Genomic DNA, 2,143 nt, shown 5'->3' on the forward strand with positions numbered 1-2,143 from the left:
ACGAACGAACATGGTCAATTGATTCGTGTCATCGCCGATCAGATCATCTTGCAGGATGATGATTCGGAGGATGTGACCTCGGATGGCCGCTACTATCATGACGAGGCGAAGGTCCCAGGCGTCGAACACAGTGATCTCGATGAAGGCCACGTCATCGCCGACTCGCTCGGGGGCGTCTCGAACGCCTACAACATCACACCACAGGATAGCACGCTCAACCGCTACGGGGACCAGGCCTATATGGAGGATGTAATCCGTAAGGCCGGCGGCGCGGCCGACTTCGAGGCGATCATCACGTATCCAGATACGAGCACACACACCCCTTCACACTATAAGTACACCTACACTGTCAGAGGAAATGTCGTCACCGATTCCTTCGACAACGTTAACCCGGATGAAGTGAACGAAGCACTCGGCCTCACAGAAAGTGAACCGGAACCCGCAGCTACACTTGAGGCCACAGGCGATGTCTCGAGCGTAGATACGAATGGGAACGGTCAGGTGACGATCCAGGAAGCGAAAGACGCCGGTTTCACGATGCCGATCATGAGCGACCATTGGCTCTACCCCTATATGCGTGATAACGACAACGACGGAATGGTCGGGGAATGATTTTAACCTGAAAATTAAAACAATGATGATTGTATAAAAAGACATCCTCTATTTTTAAGAGAATGTCTTTTTATGTTCATTTACGTTTTCGATTCACTTTATCAAGCCTAATCTTCTCGATCAACGCGTGGATGATCTGTTCATCTCTTCCACCGAAATCTTTGTTGAAGGGAATCCGATCCCCCTCGAACATGAAGTAATCAAGCAGGTATGGGACTCGTGGTGTCGCGTGACCCCACGTATGCTTCGAGCAACGTTCCCACACCTCGGCTTCAAACTCTTTTGAATAGCGCATATGCTCGACCGCAGCCTTGACCTCTGATTTCTTCAGGACGAAGTAGTCCTCGAAGACGAATTTGCCGAGAAGCTCGTACCACATCTCCTCACGGGCCCGCTCTTTAATCGCTTCTACATCGACTTCGACGTGATACGAGGCCTCTTCTTCATTCTTGACGACATTCCGAGCTTCCCCTGTCACCGACTCCAGATACAGCTCCCATCCTTCCGGCATCCGTTCTTTGATGAACTGTTCGAGCGCCTCCTCACTGATCCGATAGCCTTTTTTACGCGACTCGAGCGGTTCTGCCTGGATCACGCCTTTTCGTACCCAGTTGCGGACCGTCTCCTTATGGCTTGTGAGCTTGTTCTTCGATAAGATTTCAAATGCCTCGTCAATCGTATACATGGTAAGCCTCCTTTTAATACAGTGATTATTTTATTAAATAATACCATAATCATTGTGTTAAAAAATATAGACACAAACTCTACTTTTTAGAAGGGATATCAATCAAAATTAAGCGAATCATTTATGATAGAAGTTTAATTTGGAATCAAAAAATAAAATCCCATTTTTAAACATTGAATTTTTTTGTATTTAAAGGGATATTTAAGGTTAAGCTGTATATCTTTAATTTCATTTGTATAAGAGGAGGGTTTATGCAGAAAAGAAAAATGTATTATTTCATCATTTCGACCTTAGTCATCCTCGCTTTATTTAAAACCGGCGGGGCTTTCCTTTATGGAATGATTGTAGATCGCCCCACCCAACAAGACATGTCGGGAAATCCAAGGTATATCGATGGTGAATTGGCAACCTTTAAAGAAAAAACAGAGAATCTAGAGGATACGAATGATATACCGAAGTGGTATGATCTTTTGTCAAAAGAACGGTTTGAAAAGAAGGCGTCTGGCGAAGATCAAGAGACTGCTTCAGACGTCCTGAAATGGGCCGTTATAGCTTTCTTGCTCATTTTATTTTTCACGTACTACAAGCGCGTACGGGATTGGTGGGATAAGCGGCGACGCAAAGCGACACCGTCTTCAGCCGACGAGAGACCATTATCATCTCGAGCCAACATGAACACGGTGACCAATACCACACCAATCTTTCTCTATGCCTCTGATACTGAGCTTGGGAAACTACTCGTGGAGTTGAATGACATCTTGAGCGACACTCAAAAACGAAAACCTCACGAGACCGTCTCAGAGTGGTTTGCACGCATTCGATTCGAACAATCTGTGAAACCTTATG

Annotated in this window: 3 protein-coding genes; 2 read left to right on the top strand and 1 reads right to left on the bottom strand. The window is 45.7% G+C overall.

All coding sequences use genetic code 11. The features are described from left to right. On the top strand, nt 1-612 hold a 612-nt coding region (locus KNP95_RS15780; protein ID WP_214838333.1), incomplete at its 5' end, for a DNA/RNA non-specific endonuclease. Nucleotides 613-688: 76 nt separating this feature from the next. On the opposite strand, the gene KNP95_RS15785 is transcribed toward KNP95_RS15780, so the two are convergent. Then, nucleotides 689-1,297 carry a helix-turn-helix domain-containing protein gene (locus KNP95_RS15785; protein WP_214838336.1) on the bottom strand — a complete coding sequence of 203 codons (609 nt, stop codon included), beginning with the start codon at nt 1,295-1,297 and terminating at the stop codon, nt 689-691. Nucleotides 1,298-1,548: 251 nt separating this feature from the next. Here KNP95_RS15785 and KNP95_RS15790 point away from each other — a divergent pair. Then, a partial coding sequence (locus tag KNP95_RS15790) for a hypothetical protein (protein WP_214838339.1) occupies nt 1,549-2,143 on the top strand: 595 nt, incomplete at its 3' end.

This window comes from Exiguobacterium sp. s36, assembly GCF_018618345.1.
Classification (GTDB): domain Bacteria; phylum Bacillota; class Bacilli; order Exiguobacteriales; family Exiguobacteriaceae; genus Exiguobacterium; species Exiguobacterium chiriqhucha.

Bases quoted from the DNA above. Each gene is read 5' to 3' on its own strand.
- KNP95_RS15785 (WP_214838336.1), bottom strand. From the start codon at position 1,297: ATGTATACGATTGACGAGGCATTTGAAATCTTATCGAAGAACAAGCTC.